Source organism: Ruegeria sp. Ofav3-42 (assembly GCF_022347725.1).
GTDB lineage: Bacteria > Pseudomonadota > Alphaproteobacteria > Rhodobacterales > Rhodobacteraceae > Ruegeria.
This window is the reverse complement of record NZ_JAKRGB010000001.1, coordinates 16420-35604: the sequence shown is the minus strand read 5'-3', so window position 1 is coordinate 35604 and position 19185 is coordinate 16420. Positions and strand designations below refer to the sequence as shown.

Here is a 19185-nt window from a genome sequence, read left to right as displayed (position 1 = left end):
GCTTAAACCTTTGGGTCGGGGTTAACTGTATGCCCGTCGACGGCAATCACTTGCCCCGACACCAGCCGTGCTGCGTCAGACGCAAGAAACACGGCCATATTGGCGATATCGTGACCTTCGACAAAACGCCCCATTGAGGTGCCCGAAGCATAGCCTTCATAAACCTGGTCGCGGGTCATACCCTTGGCGTCGGCTTCGCGTTGCAACACGCCTTCCATCCGCGGGCCTTCGACCGCGCCGGGGCAGATGGCGTTGCACCGCACACCATGCGGACCCAGTTCCATCGCCAGCGTCTTGGCCAGTCCGATCATCCCCCATTTCGCCGCCGCGTAAGGCGCCCGATTGGGATAGCCATATTGGCCAGCGGTCGAAGACGTGATTACGACTGCGCCGTTACCCTGCCGCTTAAGCAGTGGCGCCGCATATTTCGAGCAGAGAAACGCCCCTTCCAAGTTGACCGCAAGGCACATGCGCCAGTCATCCAAGGCCACATCCTCGACTAGGGCCGTCGGCCCCGCGATCCCTGCATTTGCGCACAGGGTGTTCAACCCGCCCCATTCGGCCTCTATGTCGTTGAACAAGGCGGCCACGGCCTCCTCATCCGCAACATTGATCTCAGACCGCTGCCAACTGACGGGGCATTTGGACAGCGCATTCGGATCGAGATCCGCCACCCAGACTTGCGCGCCAGCAGCATCGAATGCCTCAGCCATGGCGCGGCCAACGCCCGAGGCGCCAGCCGTGATTAGAACGCGCCCGCTCATGCCGGTTTCCGGATCGCAGCGCCTGCGCCTTCCGGATAGGGCAATCCTGACTGCGCTTCGGTAATCCGGGCCATCGCGGCCTCGATTTCAGCTGACGGCGCGCTGGGACGGCGGGTTTCCAAACTGACATGCAGCAGGAAGCTTTCGCCAGTGGCCAGCAGTTTGTCGCCTTCATACATGCTGTGGAACACGTGCAATTTCTTGCCCTGCCCCAACAGCATCTGCGTGCGCACTTCGATCTTCGCACCAGCGTTAACTTCGTCAATATACCGAATGTGGTTTTCGGCGGTGAAGTAGCTGCCACCTGATGAGATGTAGTCCGCGTCACAGCCGATAACCTCCATGAAACGGTCGGTCGCGGCAGCGAAGGCCTCAAGATACCGGGCTTCGTTCATGTGGCCGTTATAGTCCGTCCAGTCCAACGGCACCGCGCGTGACAGCGTCAGGATCGGCTGGCTCAGATCGGCCTGCTCCATCGTCGGCAAAGCACCCGGTTTCAACGCGGCATCGTGTTGGTTCAGCACTGCGCCCGCGCCATAGTTTTGCGCCTTCAACGCGCGCATCATGCCCACAAGGTTATTGTCGCGAATACGCTCCAACTCGCGGATCGAGTGCATACCGGACTGTGCATCTGACTGATCGGCGATCATGTCGACCAGTTCACCCGTGAATTCCGGAACATCCATCAGCTTGGTCCAGGGCCATTTCAGGGCTGGCCCGAACTGCGCCATAAAGTGTCGCATCCCGGCTTCGCCGCCGGCCACGCGATAGGTTTCGAACAGACCCATCTGCGCCCAGCGGATACCAAAGCCCATACGGATCGCTTCGTCGATTTCCTCGGTCGTTGCGATGCCATCCTTGACCAGCCACAGCGCCTCACGCCAGACGGCCTCGAGGAAACGGTCAGCAATATGCGCGTCGATCTCTTTTTTGACGTGCAGCGGGAAAAAGCCCACCGATTTCAACAGGTCCTGCGCCCGTTCGATCATCTCAGGCGGGTTCTTGTCGGTCGGCACCAGTTCGATCAGCGGTAACAGGTAGACCGGGTTGAACGGATGCGTCACCACGATCTGTTCGGGACGCAGCGCTCCTTCCTGCAGTTCTGAAGGTTTGAATCCACTGGTCGAAGAGCCGATGATCGCATCCGCGTCACAAGCCTCCTGCAAGCCTTTGTAAACCCTCAACTTCAGATCCAGTCGTTCCGGCACGCTTTCCTGAATCCAAGTGGCCCCCTGAACGGCCTCGGCCAGATCGTCGTGGAAGGTCAAAGTGCCCTCGGGAGGTAACGGCACATCGCTCAATCCCGGCAGGGACCGGCGGGCATTGTCCAGAACCTCTCCAATCTTTCGTTCCGCTTCCGGGTCCGGGTCAAGCACCCGAACGTCCCAGCCGTTCAACAAGAACCGCGCGGCCCATCCACCACCAATTACACCACCACCGATGATAGCTGCTGTTGTCATGCCATCCCGCCTGTCTAAGTAAGAATCTTCATCTTTTCAAAAGTACTCCGGGGGCTTGGGGGCTGGCCCCCAAATACCCACGCTGATCACTTCGCCACCGGCGCCCGTTTCACTAGTCCCAGCTTCTCACGCACTTCCTGCGCACCGATCACCCGAGCGCCCATGTTCGAGACGATGGTGTTGGCACGTTCAACCAACTGCCAGTTCTCAGCCAGAACACCTTTGTCCAGCCAGAGGTTATCCTCGAGACCGACGCGTACATTGCCGCCTGCCAGCACCGAAGCCGACGCATAAGCCATCTGGTTCCGGCCAAGCGCGAACGCACTGAAGGTCCAGTCATCAGGCACGTTGTTCACCATCGCCATGAAGGTGTTCAGGTCATCCGGCGCGCCCCATGGCACGCCCATGCACAGTTGAACCAGAGCCGGGCTGTCCAGAACGCCGTCCTTCACCAGCTGCTTGGCGTACCACAGATGACCGGTGTCAAAGGCTTCGATCTCGGGCTTCACACCCAGATGTGTCATCATGCGGCCCATCGCCTGCAGCATGCCCGGCGTGTTGGTCATGACATAGTCGGCCTCGGCAAAGTTCATCGTGCCGCAGTCCAGCGTGCAGATTTCGGGCAAACACTCGGCCACATGCTCAACCCGCGCGGCCGCGCCGATCATGTCGGTGCCATCTTCGTTCAACGGCAGAGGAGATTCGGTGGGGCCAAAGATCATGTCTCCGCCCATCCCGGCAGTCAGGTTCAGAACTACGTCCACCTCGGCCTCGCGAATGCGCTCGGTTACCTCGCGATACAGGTCCAGACGACGACTGGGCGCACCGGTTTCCGGGTCACGCACATGACAGTGAACAATGGCCGCGCCGGCCTTGGCTGCGGCGATCGCGCTTTCGGCAATCTGCTTCGGCGAACGCGGCACATGCGGGCTGCGATCCTGCGTTCCGCCCGAGCCGGTAACGGCACAGGTGATGAAGACTTCACGGTTCATTTCCAATGGCATGGTGTTTTCCCCAACTTATACCCGGTTTTGACCCAAGTTATCCTCAGGCTTCTCCCCGGATTCCGATTTGCTTTCATGCCCGACTCTGGCGCAGCCTTGTGCAAACAACTTGCCAGAATGCGAATCGAACTTGATGAAATCCGCAAAAAACATACTCCAGCCCGAACATCGCGCCCTGAAAACGGCCGTGCTGGTTCTGGACGAATGCAACACACTCAGCTTTGCGTCGGCCGTCGATCCGATGCGCGCCGCCAATCGGTTAGCGGATCGTCCTGCTTTTGACTGGGACTATGTGACCGCAACAGCGGAGCCAGCGATGCTGACCAGCGCCCTGAACGTTCCGGGCATTCCACTGGCGCGGCTGCAGGGTTGCGACCTGATGATCGTCATCGCAGGGTTTCAACTGGCGCGCCACGCCACCCCTAGCCTATTGGCGGGACTGCGCCGCATCGCAAGCACCGGAGCCACCATGGCCGGTATTGACGGAGGGCCATGGTTACTGGCCGAAGCCGGGCTGCTGGACGGTCATGCCGCCACCACCCATTGGGAAGATCTGGACAATTTTGCGAACCGCTTCCCCGAGGTGGACGTCCGCCCCGACCGCTTCACAGTCTCAGGTAACCGCCTGACCTCTGGCGGCGCGATTCCGGCGGTCGAGATGCTGCTGCATATCATCGCCGCGCGCCACGGCGCAGGTTTTGCGGCCCGTGTATCGGGTCTGTTCCTATATGATGGCGCACCGAGCCCATCGAAACCGCAAAGCCGCACAGGTGCCCCACATCGCCACACGGCTTTGACGGCCAAAGCGAACACACTGATGGAATCATCCCTCGACGACCCTCTGCCGCTGGCGGATATCGCCCACACCCTGGGCACCAGCCCGCGCACATTGCAACAGCAGTTCCGCCTGCGCCTGAACACAACGCCGCAGGATCATTACCTGCAACTGCGTCTGGCCGAAGCGCGCCGCCTCGTCACCGATACCGACATGCCGCTGATGGATGTGGCCCTCGCCACCGGATTTGGCTCACAGTCTAGCTTCGCCCGCGCCTTCCGGACAGCCCATGGCCTTTCGGCCCGCGACCTGCGTCAGGACCGCGCCCAGCCGACGCATCACTGACGGGATCCCCTTCATCTGGCCCCAAATACCTCGGGGGAGCCGCGCAACGCGCGGCGGGGGCGGAGCCCCCTAAAACGGCATAGGGTGTGCTCGGTGCGCGGCACTGATCTCTTTCAGCACCTCATCCGCCAATTGCAGGTCCTTACCCGCCAGAATATGCTCAAGCTGCGCCACAGTGGTCGCTCCGAAAATAGCCGACATCATGAACGGCCGCGTCCGGCACCAAGCCAGCGCCATATGAACCGGGTCCATACCGTGCCGATTGGCAATCTCCAAATAGGCATCGACCGCGTCGAACACGCGGACGTACTTGCGACCGCCCATTGTCGGAACCAGAGACATACGCGACCTGTCGGGCACGACATCATTCTGGTATTTGCCGGTCAGGAATCCAGCTGCCAATGGCGAGAACGCCATCAGGCCCACATCCTCGTGTACGCTCAGCTCGGCCATATCCAAGTCGAAGTGGCGGCACAGCAGCGAATATTCGTTCTGCACCGAGGCGACGCGCGGCGTACCCATCTGTTCGGCCAGACGCAGCCATTGCGCCGTTCCCCAGGCGCTTTCGTTCGACAGGCCGAACGCGCGGATGTTGCCCTTGTCGACCTGCCGCTGCAGAGCCGTGAGGCATTCCTGCATGTTCGCCAGCACTTCGCTGGTGTTGTGACCGGACGGCGCATAATCCCAGTTCTGCCGGAACATGTAGCTGCCGCGATTGGGCCAGTGAAACTGGTACAAATCGATGCAATCGGTCTGCAGCCGGCGTAGCGAGCCCTCGATGGCCTCAGGGATCGTCTGCGCCGTAATGGGTGCCCCGTCCCGCGCATGCATGAAACCGGCTCCGGAGTGCTTTGTGGCCAAAATGTACTCACCCCGCCGCGCGGAATTGGCCGCGTTCCAGTTGCCGATTATTTCTTCGGTTCTTCCGACGGTTTCTTTGGAAACCGGGTTCACCGGGTACATCTCGGCCGCGTCGAGGAAATTGATCCCGGCGTCCAGTGCCATATCAATCTGCGTGTGTGCGTCAGCCTCAGAGGTTTGCGTGCCGAAAGTCATCGTTCCAAGGCACAGATCCGTCACCTCAATCCCGGTGCGTCCCAATGGGTTCTTTTTCATCTCAAAATCCTTCTGCTCGCAACGACGCGCACCCTAAAGCAGAAGACCGCCAGAGCAAGGGCGCCGGACATCAATTCAGGTAAATCAGGCTGGCCACTGCAAAAAAGGTCAGCACGCCAAAGACATCATTCGAGGTCGTTATGAATATCCCTGTCGCCGCAGCCGGGTCCTGTTTGAGCGCGCGCAATAGAAACGGTACCATCGCCCCAACCGAGGCGGCTATGATGGTGACAATCGCCAGGGCGACTATCGAAGTCACTACCAGCAGGCCGGGCCGGTCTATGGGAATGAACAGGCTACCCAGCAGAACCAGAATGCCCACAACAGAACCGACAATCAGGCCATTCAGCAGGGCGCCGTAAAGCTCACGCACGAAGCGCGATGCAAGGTCCCCGCGCCATTCGACGCCCGAGGTGAGTACCTGCACAGATACGGTTGAAGCCTGAATTCCGGCGTTCCCGGCTGTGGCCAGAACCACCGGGATAAAGCTGGCGAGGATCGCGGATTCAGCCAGGGCGTCTTCGTAGGAAACGATGGCGACAGCCGCGATAGAGCTGCCAATCAATCCGCCAAGCAACCATGGCAACCGGCGCCTCAGGATTTGCAAGGGTGTATCAAATTGGGTTGCGTCCGGAGAGACACCGCCCATCTTGAGCATGTCTTCCCCGACCTCCTCCCTCGCAATTTCCGACAGTTCCGGCGGCGCGATTCCGCCCAGAAATCGCCCGTCAGCATCCACTACAGCAATGACCGAAGCATCGCGCGCATCCGCTAGACGCAGCACCTCTTCCTGATCGGTGGCTCCGTCCACCGTGACCGGATCGCGCCTGACGATGTCCTCAATCCGCGTACTCTCGGGGTTCAACAACAGGTCCCGCATACGCAGATATCCGACAAGGCGCATATCGGATTCAACGACGAACATCATGTCCAGCCTATCGATGTCATCCGCGACGTCCCGCAGGTGCGAGACCACGTCACCGATCGTCCAAATCACCGGAATGGTCAGTACGCCATGCCGCATATGCGCGGCCGCGCTGTCATCGTGCACCGCCAGCGCCTTGTGCAGCTTGTCCGCATCCTTCCGGTCCGCGATCAGATCCTCGTGGGTTTCGGGCGGCAACGCTTCCAGCAGTTCGATGGCGTCGTCTCGCGAGATTTTGGAAACGATCTTGCGGAATTTTTTTCGCGTCGCGGCCTCATAAAGGACCGACCGAAGTTCCGGGTCCAGTTCGACCAGAACCGGCAGGCCGACGTCATCCGGCAACCATTCGAACAGGCGCCGCGCGCGTTTGGGGCGCATCTTGAGCAGGCATTTCAAAATGTCTGCCGATTGCCACCCTTTGAGAGCGGACAGAACGGCAAGGCGCTTGTCCAACGCGATCAGGGCTTCAAGGGATTGCACAACGGCCGCGTTGTTCCGCTTTGCCTCGGGCGTCTTTGAACTGTCCCAGTTCATCTCGCTGGGGCGTACCTGATCCATTGGTCACCTCATTTCGGTCAGTTGATCCCCTACTGGCATCACGTGACCTTAGTGTGAAATGCGGCTAATCGAGAACAATCTGCCCGAGGTAAGGCTCTCAGGACTCAGCCTTCTTTTCCCAGCGACCGGATTCTTCGGACCAGTATTGGGCCGAACATCCCGCGCCGGTCAGCGCCTTCCATTGGACACGTGCATGTTGGACGGCCTCGCCATCGTTGCCGTCAAAAAGGACGCATACGCGGTCGAGTTTTTCGACCTCACCGGGGTCAACCGGCGCGCCATCCACTGCCATAACGCAGGTCGGATCGTTGGCAGCCTGCGCTTCGGTCGTCAGCAGAATCGGCTGCGCTGCGTCGTGCGGCCCACCTGCCCGGCCATGTGGCAGGAACCCCTCTTCGGGCCCCAGCCACAGTTTTTCGTCCAGCCAATCCATCCGCGCGGGGTCGGTCCCCCGCACGGCAATCTTCCACCCGGCCTGCCGTGCCTTGTCCAGCAGCACCGGCAAGGTGTGCTCAAGCGGTTGGCGGGTCAGGTGGTAGAAATAGACAGCGCCCATCAGCTTACTCGAAGTTGTCCTGAACAAAGCGACTGAGCGCGCGGACGCCCCAACCGGTTGCGCCCTTGGGGGCGTAGGATGTCTCGGACGAGACCGAAGCCACACCTGCGATGTCCAGGTGAATCCACGGCGTTTCCTCTTTGACAAAACGCTGCAGGAACTGCGCGGCAGTAATCGAGCCCGCCGGACGCCCGCCGACGTTCTTCATGTCGGCAATCCGCGATTTGAGCTGCTTGTCGTAGCCTTCGCCCAGTGGCAGCCTCCATGCGCCTTCATCCTCGGCACCCGCCGCCTTCAGGAAGGCGTTGCAGAACGTGTCATTGTTCGAGAACACACCTGCATTCTCATGGCCCAGACCGATGATGACCGCACCGGTCAGCGTGGCCAAATCGACCATGCCCACCGGCTTGAACCGCTCCTGCGCGTACCACATCACGTCGCACAGAACCAAGCGGCCCTCGGCATCCGTATTGATGATCTCGACCGTGTCGCCCTTCATGGATTTGACCACATCGCCCGGACGGGTCGCATTGCCCGACGGCATGTTCTCGACCAAGCCGACCAGACCTACGACATTGGCCTTGGCCTTGCGCTGTGCCAGCGCCCGCATGGTGCCTGCGACGACGCCCGCGCCGCCCATGTCCATGGTCATGTCTTCCATGCCACCCGCCGGTTTCAACGAGATACCACCGGTGTCGAACACAACGCCCTTCCCGACCAGAGCCAGCGGCGCGTCATCCTTGTCGCCGCCATTCCACTGCATCACCACAACCTTCGAGGGGCTGACCGACCCCTGCCCGACGCTCAGCAGCGTGCGCATGCCCAGTTCGGCCAGTTTGTCTTCTTCCAGAACCTCGACCTCAAGGCCCAGCTCTTTCATCTCGGCCAGACGGTCGGCGAATTCAGTTGTGGTCAGGACATTGGCGGGTTCGTTGGTCAGATCGCGGGTCATCCGCACACCGTCAGCGACCGCGTAGAGCGGCGCAAAGCTGGCTTCGACTTCATCCGCTTTCTGGTGGCTGATTGTGACTGTGCCAGCCTCATCCGTCTCTTTGGTCTTGTGCGCATCGAAATCGTAGCTGCGCAACGCGATGCCCATGGCCAGATCTTCGGCTTTGACCTGATTGCCTGCCATCACCAGCAAGTCCTTGCTGCCCGCCAATTTGGCCAGCGCGGCACCAGCCTTGCGGGCCTCGGCCGGATCGGGGCGGCGCGGCAGAATCAGAACGTCCAGTGCCTCGGCGGCCATGCCGCCGGGCCACGCCATCGAGATCACGTCACCGGTTTTCACCTTTTCGAACCGCTCGCTTTCAACCAGCCGTGCAACGGCACCGCGCGTCAACCGGTTCGCACGGCGCGCTGCGGGGCTCATCTTGCCGTCAGACGGAATTATGATCGCCACACGGCCTTCGGCCTGCGCCATCGCATCCATGTCTGGGGCCTGGAAACGGATCGGTACAAGACTGCTCATTGCAAACTCCTCAAAATAAGTTCCCCAAGACCTAGCCCGCGCCGCCCGGCTTGACCAGATAGCAGTTTTCCCCGGCTGGCATTTGCATTACAGTCCCCGAAAAAATCCGACAGGCTCGGGGGAGAAGAATTTGGCAAGACAGAGCAGGCATAGGCCGTCGCACACTGCAACGTGCAGCGGTGATTCTGGCCTGTACCCGGCCCACAATCCCTTGTGCCCCAGTTTGGTGAGGGTTCCTTCGTGATCCTTGACCGTTACTTCGCCCGTCGTTTCATTCAGAGCTTTCTGGTTATTGGCGTCATCTTTCTAACGCTGATGATTCTGATCGACCTGATCGAACAGGTGCGCCGCTTTGACGAGGCAAACCTGTCTTTTGGACAATTGCTGCAACTGACCCTGTTAAACACACCCGCTGCAATCAGCGAGATGTTGCCCCTGCTGATCATCCTGTCGACGATTGCGCTGTTCATCGGGCTGGCGCGCAGCTCGGAACTTGTGGTGACCCGCGCCACCGGGCGGTCGGGCATTCGGGCCCTTCTGGCCCCGGTGATCATTGCGTTCATCATTGGCGCCATGGCGGTGGGACTGTTGAACCCCATCGCAGCGGCGACCTCGGAAGAATACAAGCGACTCGCCGATGCCTACAAAAACGACGGCGGATCGGCCTTTTCGATCAGTGCGGAAGGCTTGTGGTTAAGGCAGGGGTCTGCCAATGGCCAGTCGGTCATCCATGCGCGGGACACTTCAAACGGGGACACGTTTACCCTCAACCAAGTGACGATCATTACCTTTGCGCCGGACGGCACGCCGACCCAGCAGATCGTGGCCGATCAGGCCGATCTGGAGGCCGGGAAATGGGTTCTGAGCAATGCCAAAATCTGGTCGCTGGAGAATGGGGTAAACCCCGAGACCCACGCCGCTGAACATGCGGAGCTTGAAGTTCCAACCTCGCTCACTCGGCAGCGCATTCTTGATAGATTGGGAGAACAGGATTCAGTTTCGGTCTATGATCTGCCAGAGCTGATCCGCGACCTGCGCGAGGCCGGGTTTTCGACCAAACAATACGAAGTTTGGCTTCAGGTGCAGCTTGCCCGCCCCCTCTTCCTGATGTCGATGGTCCTGATCGGCGCAGCCTTCACCATGCGACACGTACGATTTGGCGGCACAGGTATCGCAGTTCTGACGGCCGTCCTGTTGGGCTTTGCCATCTACTTCATTCGCAACTTTGCCCAAATTCTAGGGGAAAACGGTCAATTGCCTATCTTAGTCGCGGCCTGGGCTCCGCCCTTTGCAGCCATCCTACTGTCTCTCGGTCTTTTGCTGCATGCGGAGGACGGCTGATGCGGCTTGTTGCCAGCTTGTTGCTGTCGGGCGCTGTTGCGCTGGCGATACCGATTGGCGTCGCGGCGCAGACGCAGTCGGCAGCTAATCCCGCGCAAAGTACCGCGCAAGAGGATCAACCGGCGCTTCTGGTGGCCGACAGGATCTTTATCACTCCGGAACGAAACCTGGTGGCCGAGGGGAATGTCGAGGCGTTTCAGGGCGACGTAAAGGTAACGGCCAAACGCATCACCTACGATCGGGAAACCGGCAACCTGTCGCTGGAAGGTCCGGTACGCCTCGATCAGGCTGGCGAAACTACATTGCTGGCGGATTCCGCCGAGTTGGACGACGGCATCATGAACGGCCTGCTCATTGGCGCGCGCATGGTGTTCGACCAGCAGGTTCAGATCGCCTCGGTTCAAGCCGCCCGCGCTGGTGGCCGATATACGCAGTTCAGCAAGGTCTCGGCAACGTCGTGCCACGTCTGCGCCAACGGCAAAGCGCCGCTGTGGCAGATTCGCGCCCGAAAGGTCACGCATGATCAGTTGGAGCGTCAGCTGTATTTCGAAGGCGCGCAGTTCCGAATTCTGGACTTTCCGATTTTCTACTTCCCTTACCTGCGCCTTCCTGACCCGACATTGGACCGGGCAACCGGCTTCCTGGTTCCGTCTGTCCGGACCACATCGCAGCTGGGAACTGGCCTTCAGGTGCCGTACTTCATCAAGCTGGGCGACCATAAGGACCTGACGCTGACGCCGTATGTCTCTCCGAAAACGAGAACGCTGGGCTATCGGTATCGTCAGGCGTTCAAACGGGGGCGGATCGAACTCAACGGGGCCTTTACCCGCGATGATTTACAACCAGACGAGGATCGGGGTTATTTATTCGCGAACGGTTATTTCTTCCTTAACAATGACTTTCGCTTCACCTTTGACCTAAAAACCACGTCGGATAACGCCTATCTCGCCGATTACGGCCTGCCCGACTTCGACCGCCTGCGCAGCGAAATCGCACTGGAAAGAATCAAGCGCGATACGGCGTTCCGCACCAGCTTCATCCACTACAAAAGCCTGCGGGACAGTGAGAATGAAGAAGAGATTCCCTCGCGGATTTTCGACCTTTACTATCAAAAACGCTATTTCCCGACATCAGTTGGCGGCGAGGTCCGTTTGGGTTTCATCGCCCATACACACGAACGCACCAGTGATCAGGATGTCGTCGGACGGGACGTTGCTCGCGCAACTTTCGACACGGAATGGCTGCGCAGTTGGACCTTCGCCTCGGGCCTGCGAGCGGACGCTCAGGTCGGCGCGTCCGTGGACACGTTTAATATACGCAACGACAGCAACTATCCCGATCGCGTAACCCGGGCGACACCGCGTGCCGCCCTTACGCTGCGCTATCCGATGTCCAAACGTGAAAAGTCCGGCGCGACGCAGATTCTGGAACCGATTGCGCAAATCGGTTGGACGCATGTGACGGATCAGGACATTCCAAACGACGAAAGCACCTTTCAGGAATTCGACCAGGGCAACCTGCTGTCCCTGTCGCGCTTTCCGGCCCCGGACCGACGGGAAGACGGAGCCACAGCCGTGTTTGGCCTGAACTGGGCGCGTTACGCCGCAAACGGCTGGCGCGCGCTGGCAACCGTGGGTCAGGTGTTCCGCCAAACCGCGGATCCCAACTTTAACCTTACGTCAGGCCTGCAGGGCACAGCCTCGGATATTCTGCTGGCCGGTCAACTTCAGACAGCCAATGGTTGGTCGCTGGCTGGTCGCGGTCTGTTGAACGGGGATTTCAGCTTTGCCAAGGCGGAAGTGCGCGCGGGCTGGAACAAGGAAAATGTCGGTATTTCCGGCAGTTACGCCTGGCAAGAACCCGATCCGGCGGAAAACGTGGACGATGAAATATCCGAAGTTCGGGTAAGTGGGCGCTACCGTGTGGACCAGAACTGGCTGACTGTGGCCGGAGCAAGATATGACCTCAGCGAATCCGAACCTATCCGCTATGGGCTGGGTATCACGTACCAGAACGAGTGTGTGCGGGTTAACATGACCGTCAGCAGGCGATTTACCTCATCATCAAGTATTGAGCCTTCGACAGAATTCGGGTTTACCGTTGCCCTGACAGGTTACTCCATCGAGGGTGGCGGCCAACAGTACAAGAGAAGATGCAGTTGATTTCAGGTTTCTCCCGTTTCATCCGTTCCGGTTGGCTAAAACCGGTTGCACCGGCGCTGAGCGCCGCCTTGCTGACTATTGCTGCCACGCAGGCCCAGGCCCAAAGCCTGTTTTCGCCTGCGATCAAAGTCAATCAGGACATCGTCACCTGGTACGAGTTGGAGCAGCGACAGCAGTTTCTGACCGCTCTGGGTGCGCCCGGTTCTACCGAGGAAGAAGTGCGCGAGGCGTTGATCGATCAGCGGCTGCGAAAGCAAGCCATGCGCGAAGCGGGCATTGAGGCTTCGCCCGAGGATGTTCAGGTCGGGATTGATGAGTTTGCAGCCCGCGGTCGTCTATCGACAGACGAGTTTCTGCAACTTTTGGCCGATTCCGGGGTGTCTCGCGAGACCGTGCGGGATTTTGTCGCCGATCAGCTGTCATGGCGCGATTTTGTCAGTTCGCGCTTTTTGTCTCAGTCCAGACCCACCGAGGACGAAATCAATCGCGCGATGGGACAGGCGGGCAGCGGTGGCCTGCAGGTGCTGATGTCGGAAATCATCATCCCGGTGACGCCACAAACCGTCGCTCAGGCTGAATTGCTGGCCGAGGAAATCGCGCAGCTGCAAGGCTTCGATTCATTCTCGTCCGCCGCCGCGCAGTATTCGGCGGCTGGCACCCGAAATGACGGCGGCAGGTTGGAATGGCTGAACCTGACGGACTTGCCCCCTGCCCTGCAGCCCGTGATTTTGGGCCTGAACAAAGGCGACATCACCCAACCGTTGTCGTTGCCCAACGCAATTGCCCTGTTCCAGCTGCGCGGCTTGCGCGAAACAAGCACAAGCACGCCGCGCTACTCGAAAATCGACTACGCGATCTACAACATGGCCGGTGGACGCAGCGCCGAAACTCTGGCCCGTGCCGCTGAATTGCGCGAACAGGTTGATACCTGCGACGACCTCTACGGCATTGCCAAGGGTCAGCAACCTGAGGTTCTGCAGCGAATCGAGGCCAGCCCATCAGAGATTCCACGCGACGTGGCATTGGAGCTGTCCAAGCTGGACCTCAACGAAGTGTCGACCACGCTGACTGGGAACAACGGCCAGACCCTGAAGTTTCTGATGCTGTGCACCCGCACGCTTGACCGTGGCGAAGAAACGTCGCGCGTGGACGTTGCCAACGCTCTGACACAACAGCGTCTGCAAGCCTTCGCGGACAGCCTTCTGGAGCAGATGCGCGCAGACGCGACGATTATCGAGCAATGATCCGGCCCATCGCGCTCAGTTGCGGTGATCCTGCAGGCGTTGGCCCCGAGATCGCAGCCAAAGCCTGGTCTGAACTGCGGGCGACCTGCCCGTTTTTCTATATTGGTGACGCGGCACACCTGCCCTCTGGTACGCCTGCGCAGCAGATCACAGACCCGGCGCAAGCCCGTGATGTCAGCGCCACCGCCCTGCCCGTTCTGCAATTGGATTTCCCGGCTCCGAACGTGCATGGCCGACCTGATCCTGCAAATGCGCCCAGCGTGATCGACTCGATCGAAGCCGGCGTCTCGCTGGTTCAATCCGGTACCGCCTCAGCGCTCTGCACCGCTCCGATCAACAAAAAGGCGCTGATCGACGGGGCTGGCTTCGCCTATCCCGGCCACACCGAGTTTCTGGCGGCTTTGGCCGGGCGCAAGCGTGTGGTGATGATGCTGGCCAGCGATCAACTGCGCGTCGTACCTGCCACGATCCACATTCCGCTGTCGCGCGTTCCGTCTGCGCTGACGCCGGAACTGCTGAAGGAAACCATCTCCATCACGGCCGAGGGCCTAAAGAAACAGTTTGGCATCGCTCATCCCCGCATCGCCATCGCTGGCCTGAACCCGCATGCGGGCGAAGGCGGCAAGATGGGCCATGAAGAACTCGACTGGATCGCCCCACTGATCGCCGACTTGCCATCCGACACCTATTCGGTGACTGGACCACATCCGGCAGACACGATGTTCCACGCTGCAGCCCGCGCGCGGTACGACGCGGCGGTTGCCATGTATCACGATCAGGCCCTGATCCCGATCAAAACGCTGGATTTTGATCGAGGGGTAAATGTGACGCTGGGTCTGCCCTTTATCCGCACCTCACCCGACCACGGGACCGCGCTTGATATAGCCGGACAAGGCGTAGCCAACCCCACCAGCCTGATCGAAGCATTGAAACTGGCCCAACGTATGGCGCAAAGCACTTGATCCTTCACCTGGTTGAAATTATCCCCGCCGCAGACAAAAAATCTCTGGCGTTGCCCCACCAACACGCGCCACGGTAATCGGATTATGAGTGCAATCGACTCCCTTCCCCCTCTGCGCGACGTCATCGCGACGCATCAGCTTTCAGCACGCAAATCGCTGGGGCAGAACTTTCTGCTGGACCTGAACCTGACAGCCAAGATCGCACGGCAAGCGGGCGACCTGACCGAATGCGACGTGCTGGAAATCGGCCCCGGCCCCGGAGGTCTGACCCGAGGCCTGTTGTCCGAAGGCGCACGCAAAGTTGTGGCGGTCGAAAAGGACACGCGCTGCATTGCCGCGCTGAATGATATCGCCGCCGCCTACCCAGGGCGGCTTGAGGTCATCAACGGCGACGCGCTGGAAATCGACCCATTGGCGCATCTGACACCACCGATCCGGATTGCGGCCAATCTGCCCTATAACGTCGGTACCGAACTCTTGGTTCGGTGGCTGACACCTCGGGAATGGCCGCCGTTCTGGCAAAGCCTGACCCTGATGTTTCAACGCGAAGTGGCTGAGCGCATCGTCGCCCAACCTGGCAGCAAGGCCTATGGTCGCCTCGCGATCCTCGCCCAATGGCGGGCCGAGGCGCGCATTGCGATGTCCCTGCCCCCCGGAGCGTTCACCCCGCCGCCCAAAGTGTCCAGCGCAGTGGTCCATCTGACGGCCCTGCCCGAGCCACGCTACCCGGCCGATGCCGCGACCCTGTCGCGTGTCGTCGCAGCAGCTTTCAATCAACGCCGCAAAATGTTGCGCGCTTCTCTGAAGGGCGTGGCGCCAGACATCGAAGACCGTCTGCTGGCTGCCGGTATCCAACCCACGGAACGCGCTGAACAGGTACCGCTTGAGGCCTTCTGCGCTTTGGCCAGAAATGTTTCTTCAGCCTGAATTTAATCAACTGTCGAACTAGCCCAATAACACGCGCGCAAAAAAACTCCGGTCAATTGACCGGAGTTTTTTCATTCTACCATACGGTCCTGATTACTCAGCCGCCTCTGGCGCGTCACCGTTGCTTGTCGGTGCTTCCTCGGCAGTTTCGGGCGCAGCTTTGGGTTTGCGGGTGCGCGGGCGGCGGGCCGGCTTTTCCTTTTTCGCCGGAGCTTCCGCAGCCGGAGCGGCATCTTTACTTTCCGGCGTCTCAACCAAACTGGAATCCGGAGCGGTTGCCTCGGGCGAGAAGTCCATCACGTCAGGCTGCGGCGCTTCGGCCGGGTCCGCCTGACGGGCGGCGGCTTCGCGTTCCTGGCGCTCGGCGCGTTCACGGTCACGTTCGGCCTGGCGCTCGCGGTTCTGGCGCTCCTGCTCTTCGCGGCGCGCTTCCATTTCGCGCTGCGCCTCGCTCAGCAACCGCAGATAATGTTCTGCGTGCTGCTGAAAGTTCTCGGCGGCCACACGGTCGTTGGACAGCTGGGCATCGCGCGCCAACTGATTGTATTTGTCGATGATCTGCTGGGGCGTGCCGCGCACTTTGCCCTCGGGTCCCGAGCTGTCAAAAACCCGGTTTACGACATTACCCCCAGAGGGACGATTGCGGTTGTTCTTGGCCCGCGAGCGGGATTTGGAAGATCTCATTTACTTTACGTCAGCCTTGTCAGTCACTGTCGATCAACCCGCATCCTGCACTGCTCAAACGCTTTAGCTGTGACGCGATGTCGACTTTTTTGGGCTTGGCGTCAGGGGCCCGCTGAACCAGCGTCAACCTCTCTGACTAAACCTGAGTAAACACGTCCTGCGCGTGCAGACAAGGGGTTTGTCCAAAAATTCGCAGGATTTTTACATCAATCGGCGCTTTTCGGCCTCAGTATGCCTGTTTACTGCGGCATTCTGGCAAAAACGACACGATCACGACCATCCAGATCGGGGATGATCTGCGTCGCCGTCAGCCCAGCCGACTCGAACAGGGCCGCAACGCTGCGCCCCTGAGTTGGCCCGATTTCAACCAGCAGACGCCCGCTAGGCATCAGAAAATCCGGTGCACCGGCAGCGATATGCCGATAGGCGCCCAATCCATCGCCCTCATCCGTCAACGCCATGCGCGGTTCATGCTCGCGTACCTCCGGCGACAAATCGTCCATTTCAGACAAGGAAACATAGGGCGGGTTTGAAACGATAAGGTCATACTGGCCATCGATGTTCTGAAACCAATCGGATTGCAGAATCTCGACGCGGCCCTGCACCTGATGCTGCACGGCATTTGCACTGGCCTGCAGGCAGGCAGACTCGCTCAGATCGGCACCTACGCCTGAGGCACTTGACCGTTCGGCGAGCAGCGTGATCAGGATACAGCCCGACCCGACCCCCAGATCCAGAACATGATCGAACGGTTCGCTCAGCGCGGCTTCGATCAACGCTTCGGTCTCGGGGCGCGGGTCCAGCACGTCGCGGCTGACGCGGAACCGACGACCGTAGAATTCGCGTTCGCCCAGCAGATGCGACACCGGCACACGGACGGCACGAAGTGATATCAGCTGATCATAGCGTTCAGCGATTTCGGGCGACAGTTCTTCAGGCGCAATCAGAGTAACACGGCTGGCCTCAATCCGCGCTGCATGCGCCAATAGGACCCGCGCATCCCGCGCTGGATCAGCCACGCCAGCAGCGCGCAAGCGCGCGGTGGCAGCCACCATCGCTTGCGCGGCCGTCAACGCCCCGTTCATTGCGCCATCTCGGCCAATAGTCGCGCCTGCCCGTCGGCGGTCAGCGCGTCGATCACTTCGTCCAGATCGCCGTGCATCACCTGATCCAGTTTGTACAGCGTCAGGTTGATGCGATGATCCGTCATACGGCCTTGCGGAAAATTGTAGGTCCTGATCCGTTCGGAGCGATCTCCGGAACCGACCTGACTGGCCCGATCGGCGGAACGTTCACTATCGATCCGCTGACGTTCCAGATCATATAGCCGTGTCTTCAGCACCTGCATCGCAATCTCACGGTTGCGGTGTTGCGATTTCTCGGAGCTGGTCACAACTATCCCTGTCGGCAGGTGGGTGATCCGCACCGCCGAGTCGGTCGTGTTCACGTGCTGCCCACCCGCACCAGAGCTGCGCATCGTGTCGATGCGGATGTCATTCGCGTCGATCTGGATGTCGACATCCTCGGCCTCGGGCAGTACCGCGACTGTGGCCGCCGAGGTATGAATCCGCCCGCCGCTTTCAGTTTCGGGTACGCGTTGTACCCGATGCACGCCGGATTCGTATTTCATGCGGGCAAAAACGTTCTCACCCTTGATATGGGCCACGACTTCTTTGATGCCGCCCAGATCCGAGGCCTGTTCCTCGATAATCTCGAATTGCCACCCATGCGCCTCGGCATAGCGCTGATACATGCGCAGCAGGTCACCAGCGAACAGCGCCGCCTCATCGCCGCCGGTTCCGGGGCGGATTTCCAACATCGCGGGCCGTGCATCCGCTGCGTCCTTGGGCAGCAATGCCAGCTGCAACGCATGCTCCGCCTCGGGGATGCGCGCCTGCAGACTAGGAATTTCCTCTTCGGCCAGTTCCTTCATGTCCGGGTCGGCCAGCATCGCTTCGGCCTCGGCCAGATCGGCCACCAACTGGCGCCACGCCAAGATCTGATCTACGACGGGCTTGAGATCAGAGTACTCCTTTGCCAAAGCCGCAATGTCCCCGCCCGAGGCACCATCCGCCATGGCCGCTTCGAGGTACTGGAATCGCTGGGTTATCTGTTCAAGTCGTTCTTCGGGGATCATTCGGGCGGTGTCTATCAATCCGGGGCTTTGGTCAAGGCCCGTCGCTGTGCTAAGCTTATCAACATGAAACGGTTGGCACTTGTTCTAGCACTGTTCACAACGCCGGTTCTGGCCGATGTGGTTGGCCCCGGAGGCAAGGTTCAGGACTGCTATTGCACCGACAAATCAGGCACTCGCGTGGAATTGGGCGAAATGATCTGCCTGCAGGTCGACGGCCGCATGTTCATGGCGCAATGCCAGATGTCGCTGAACGTGCCCATGTGGCGCGAGGTGCAGGAGGGGTGTTTGTCGTCAGGGTTGCAGCAGAGCAAGCCACCCGTCGACGCGGGCGCGGTTCACGCCAAAATCTGATCTGCCGAACCTCAGGCGTGCGTAGATACGCAAGGTATCTCCATCTTGCTGAACAGTGGTGTAATCGGGAAAGCCGATCACTTTTGTACGAGTGACGTAGGTGATCATCCCCTCATCAACCGATCCCGCCAACACCGACGTCCGCGCTGTTTCCCGTGCGAAGGCATCCAGTCGCGACAAGCCGTCCGGACCCGTTTCGACAACGCGGAACGCGCCGCCTTCGAGGTCGCGATCCTGATCGCCGACCGGCGCAACATGCCATTTCGCCGGGTCAGAGGGCGCAAGCCGGATATAGGCAGCACCCGGCACAACAATACCCACAACAAGCCATAGCGCGATCATCTTCATCCCAATCCTGCCCCTTTCGGAAGATCATATTCCGGCCAGTATTGGGGGCAAGACA

General features: G+C 60.0%; 18 protein-coding genes. 7 read left to right on the top strand and 11 right to left on the bottom strand.

All coding sequences use genetic code 11. The annotated features are described in order from the left end of the window. Positions 1 to 2: 2 nt before the first annotated feature. The 3 genes from MHN28_RS00180 to MHN28_RS00170 all read right to left on the bottom strand — a co-directional run bounded on the left by MHN28_RS00180 (position 3) and on the right by MHN28_RS00170 (position 3228). Positions 3 to 764 carry an SDR family oxidoreductase gene (locus MHN28_RS00180; RefSeq protein ID WP_239334772.1) on the bottom strand — a complete coding sequence of 254 codons (762 nt, stop codon included), beginning with the start codon at positions 762 to 764 and terminating at the stop codon, positions 3 to 5. Beyond that, positions 761 to 2224, bottom strand: a complete 1464-nt coding sequence (locus MHN28_RS00175; RefSeq protein WP_239334770.1) for a carnitine 3-dehydrogenase — start codon at positions 2222 to 2224, stop codon at positions 761 to 763. Before MHN28_RS00175 ends, MHN28_RS00180 begins: the two co-directional genes overlap by 4 nt. Before the next feature lie 86 nt (positions 2225 to 2310). Next, positions 2311 to 3228 carry a 3-keto-5-aminohexanoate cleavage protein gene (locus MHN28_RS00170; RefSeq protein WP_239334768.1) on the bottom strand — a complete coding sequence of 306 codons (918 nt, stop codon included), beginning with the start codon at positions 3226 to 3228 and terminating at the stop codon, positions 2311 to 2313. Positions 3229 to 3361: 133 nt separating this feature from the next. Between MHN28_RS00170 and MHN28_RS00165 the strand changes: the two genes are divergently transcribed. Next, entirely contained in the window at positions 3362 to 4348 is a 987-nt protein-coding gene (locus tag MHN28_RS00165; RefSeq protein WP_239334766.1) for a GlxA family transcriptional regulator, read from the top strand. Between the two features lie 69 nt (positions 4349 to 4417). Here the strand turns inward: MHN28_RS00165 and MHN28_RS00160 are convergent, their stop codons facing one another. From MHN28_RS00160 to MHN28_RS00145, 4 genes are all read right to left on the bottom strand, one after another. Continuing rightward, positions 4418 to 5464: an aldo/keto reductase gene (locus MHN28_RS00160; RefSeq protein ID WP_239334764.1), complete on the bottom strand. Its 1047-nt coding sequence runs from the start codon at positions 5462 to 5464 to the stop codon at positions 4418 to 4420. Positions 5465 to 5534: 70 nt separating this feature from the next. Beyond that, on the bottom strand, positions 5535 to 6947 hold the full coding sequence (gene mgtE / locus MHN28_RS00155; protein ID WP_239334762.1) for a magnesium transporter: 1413 nt from the start codon (positions 6945 to 6947) through the stop codon (positions 5535 to 5537). A gap of 97 nt (positions 6948 to 7044) precedes the next feature. After that, complete coding sequence (locus tag MHN28_RS00150) at positions 7045 to 7503, bottom strand: DNA polymerase III subunit chi (protein ID WP_239334760.1); 459 nt, start codon at positions 7501 to 7503, stop codon at positions 7045 to 7047. Positions 7504 to 7507: 4 nt separating this feature from the next. Next, positions 7508 to 8974: a leucyl aminopeptidase gene (locus MHN28_RS00145; RefSeq protein ID WP_239334758.1), complete on the bottom strand. Its 1467-nt coding sequence runs from the start codon at positions 8972 to 8974 to the stop codon at positions 7508 to 7510. Positions 8975 to 9214: 240 nt separating this feature from the next. Between MHN28_RS00145 and lptG the strand changes: the two genes are divergently transcribed. From lptG to rsmA, 5 genes are all read left to right on the top strand, one after another. Beyond that, positions 9215 to 10315, top strand: a complete 1101-nt coding sequence (lptG, locus tag MHN28_RS00140) for an LPS export ABC transporter permease LptG (protein ID WP_239334756.1) — start codon at positions 9215 to 9217, stop codon at positions 10313 to 10315. Continuing rightward, positions 10315 to 12477 carry an LPS-assembly protein LptD gene (locus tag MHN28_RS00135; RefSeq protein ID WP_239334754.1) on the top strand — a complete coding sequence of 721 codons (2163 nt, stop codon included), beginning with the start codon at positions 10315 to 10317 and terminating at the stop codon, positions 12475 to 12477. Before lptG ends, MHN28_RS00135 begins: the two co-directional genes overlap by 1 nt. Then, positions 12468 to 13721 (top strand): peptidylprolyl isomerase, encoded by a 1254-nt coding sequence (locus MHN28_RS00130; RefSeq protein WP_239334743.1) that lies wholly within the window; start codon positions 12468 to 12470, stop codon positions 13719 to 13721. The genes MHN28_RS00135 and MHN28_RS00130 overlap by 10 nt, the downstream gene beginning before the upstream one ends. After that, positions 13718 to 14683, top strand: a complete 966-nt coding sequence (pdxA, locus tag MHN28_RS00125; RefSeq protein ID WP_239334741.1) for a 4-hydroxythreonine-4-phosphate dehydrogenase PdxA — start codon at positions 13718 to 13720, stop codon at positions 14681 to 14683. Before MHN28_RS00130 ends, pdxA begins: the two co-directional genes overlap by 4 nt. A gap of 84 nt (positions 14684 to 14767) precedes the next feature. After that, positions 14768 to 15610: a 16S rRNA (adenine(1518)-N(6)/adenine(1519)-N(6))-dimethyltransferase RsmA gene (gene rsmA / locus MHN28_RS00120; RefSeq protein ID WP_239334739.1), complete on the top strand. Its 843-nt coding sequence runs from the start codon at positions 14768 to 14770 to the stop codon at positions 15608 to 15610. 93 nt (positions 15611 to 15703) lie between these two features. Here the strand turns inward: rsmA and MHN28_RS00115 are convergent, their stop codons facing one another. The 3 genes from MHN28_RS00115 to prfA all read right to left on the bottom strand — a co-directional run bounded on the left by MHN28_RS00115 (position 15704) and on the right by prfA (position 18431). After that, on the bottom strand, positions 15704 to 16294 hold the full coding sequence (locus MHN28_RS00115; RefSeq protein ID WP_239334737.1) for a DUF4167 domain-containing protein: 591 nt from the start codon (positions 16292 to 16294) through the stop codon (positions 15704 to 15706). Between the two features lie 239 nt (positions 16295 to 16533). Next, positions 16534 to 17379 (bottom strand): peptide chain release factor N(5)-glutamine methyltransferase, encoded by an 846-nt coding sequence (gene prmC / locus MHN28_RS00110; RefSeq protein ID WP_239334735.1) that lies wholly within the window; start codon positions 17377 to 17379, stop codon positions 16534 to 16536. Continuing rightward, positions 17376 to 18431 carry a peptide chain release factor 1 gene (gene prfA, locus MHN28_RS00105; RefSeq protein WP_239334733.1) on the bottom strand — a complete coding sequence of 352 codons (1056 nt, stop codon included), beginning with the start codon at positions 18429 to 18431 and terminating at the stop codon, positions 17376 to 17378. Before prfA ends, prmC begins: the two co-directional genes overlap by 4 nt. 63 nt (positions 18432 to 18494) lie before the next feature. Between prfA and MHN28_RS00100 the strand changes: the two genes are divergently transcribed. Then, positions 18495 to 18782, top strand: coding sequence for a hypothetical protein (locus MHN28_RS00100; protein ID WP_239334723.1), 288 nt, complete (start codon positions 18495 to 18497; stop codon positions 18780 to 18782). Here the strand turns inward: MHN28_RS00100 and MHN28_RS00095 are convergent. After that, positions 18723 to 19130 (bottom strand): DUF1499 domain-containing protein, encoded by a 408-nt coding sequence (locus MHN28_RS00095; protein WP_239334721.1) that lies wholly within the window; start codon positions 19128 to 19130, stop codon positions 18723 to 18725. The two genes, MHN28_RS00100 and MHN28_RS00095, sit on opposite strands and share 60 nt — an antisense overlap. Positions 19131 to 19185: the final 55 nt, after the last annotated feature.

What these genes read in the sequence shown, in the direction of transcription:
- MHN28_RS00180 (WP_239334772.1), bottom strand. Translation starts at nt 764, where the DNA reads ATGAGCGGGCGCGTTCTAATCACGGCTGGCGCCTCGGGCGTTGGCCGC.
- MHN28_RS00175 (WP_239334770.1), bottom strand. Translation starts at nt 2,224, where the DNA reads ATGACAACAGCAGCTATCATCGGTGGTGGTGTAATTGGTGGTGGATGG.
- MHN28_RS00170 (WP_239334768.1), bottom strand. Translation starts at nt 3,228, where the DNA reads ATGCCATTGGAAATGAACCGTGAAGTCTTCATCACCTGTGCCGTTACC.
- MHN28_RS00165 (WP_239334766.1), top strand. Translation starts at nt 3,362, where the DNA reads ATGAAATCCGCAAAAAACATACTCCAGCCCGAACATCGCGCCCTGAAA.
- MHN28_RS00160 (WP_239334764.1), bottom strand. Translation starts at nt 5,464, where the DNA reads ATGAAAAAGAACCCATTGGGACGCACCGGGATTGAGGTGACGGATCTG.
- mgtE (WP_239334762.1), bottom strand. Translation starts at nt 6,947, where the DNA reads ATGGATCAGGTACGCCCCAGCGAGATGAACTGGGACAGTTCAAAGACG.
- MHN28_RS00150 (WP_239334760.1), bottom strand. Translation starts at nt 7,503, where the DNA reads ATGGGCGCTGTCTATTTCTACCACCTGACCCGCCAACCGCTTGAGCAC.
- MHN28_RS00145 (WP_239334758.1), bottom strand. Translation starts at nt 8,974, where the DNA reads ATGAGCAGTCTTGTACCGATCCGTTTCCAGGCCCCAGACATGGATGCG.
- MHN28_RS00135 (WP_239334754.1), top strand. Translation starts at nt 10,315, where the DNA reads ATGCGGCTTGTTGCCAGCTTGTTGCTGTCGGGCGCTGTTGCGCTGGCG.
- MHN28_RS00130 (WP_239334743.1), top strand. Translation starts at nt 12,468, where the DNA reads ATGCAGTTGATTTCAGGTTTCTCCCGTTTCATCCGTTCCGGTTGGCTA.
- pdxA (WP_239334741.1), top strand. Translation starts at nt 13,718, where the DNA reads ATGATCCGGCCCATCGCGCTCAGTTGCGGTGATCCTGCAGGCGTTGGC.
- rsmA (WP_239334739.1), top strand. Translation starts at nt 14,768, where the DNA reads ATGAGTGCAATCGACTCCCTTCCCCCTCTGCGCGACGTCATCGCGACG.
- MHN28_RS00115 (WP_239334737.1), bottom strand. Translation starts at nt 16,294, where the DNA reads ATGAGATCTTCCAAATCCCGCTCGCGGGCCAAGAACAACCGCAATCGT.
- prmC (WP_239334735.1), bottom strand. Translation starts at nt 17,379, where the DNA reads ATGAACGGGGCGTTGACGGCCGCGCAAGCGATGGTGGCTGCCACCGCG.
- prfA (WP_239334733.1), bottom strand. Translation starts at nt 18,431, where the DNA reads ATGATCCCCGAAGAACGACTTGAACAGATAACCCAGCGATTCCAGTAC.
- MHN28_RS00100 (WP_239334723.1), top strand. Translation starts at nt 18,495, where the DNA reads ATGAAACGGTTGGCACTTGTTCTAGCACTGTTCACAACGCCGGTTCTG.
- MHN28_RS00095 (WP_239334721.1), bottom strand. Translation starts at nt 19,130, where the DNA reads ATGAAGATGATCGCGCTATGGCTTGTTGTGGGTATTGTTGTGCCGGGT.